2 protein-coding genes are annotated in these 406 nt (G+C 56.4%); both read right to left on the bottom strand.

The genetic code is table 11. From position 1 onward, the window contains the following. A partial coding sequence (locus AC1RO3_RS08725; protein ID WP_429605185.1) for a hypothetical protein occupies positions 1 to 227 on the bottom strand: 227 nt, incomplete at its 3' end. Beyond that, positions 172 to 406 (bottom strand): hypothetical protein (locus AC1RO3_RS08730; protein WP_481764037.1); only part of this gene is annotated, 235 nt, incomplete at its 5' end. The genes AC1RO3_RS08730 and AC1RO3_RS08725, both read right to left, overlap by 56 nt.

A 406-nucleotide genomic window follows, 5' to 3' on the forward strand; every position in this document is an offset into this window, starting at 1 on the left:
GGGTTGTAGCGTCCGATGTAGCGCGTTGCCTCGATTTGGGATGCGAGCAGACCATCTTCTTCGGTCGTGACCACCACCTCAAGGAAGTGGGGTGCAAAGTCGGCAGGTGCCGTGAACGTGGGGAGCGGTACGCGTGCCGGTTTCACACCGCCAGTACCTGTAGCCACCTTTTCAGTGCGCGTCGCCTGCGCTTTCGCCAGCGACGACTTCTTCTTCGTTGTTGCCATTCTTGTTTCCGTAGAGAAGGTAATTCAGTTCAGATTGCAGGTTCACCACCATCTCAGCAAGCCGCAAGTTAGCCAACGCCTGAGCCTGTTCAACTTGGCCTAGACGATGGGCACGCGCTATCTGGAATTCGATTGTGGTTTGCAGCATGGCCTCGGATACAGCAGGACGCTGGAGTTCT

The sequence above is a fragment of the Dellaglioa sp. CoH-57-MRSF-19 genome (assembly GCF_056781975.1).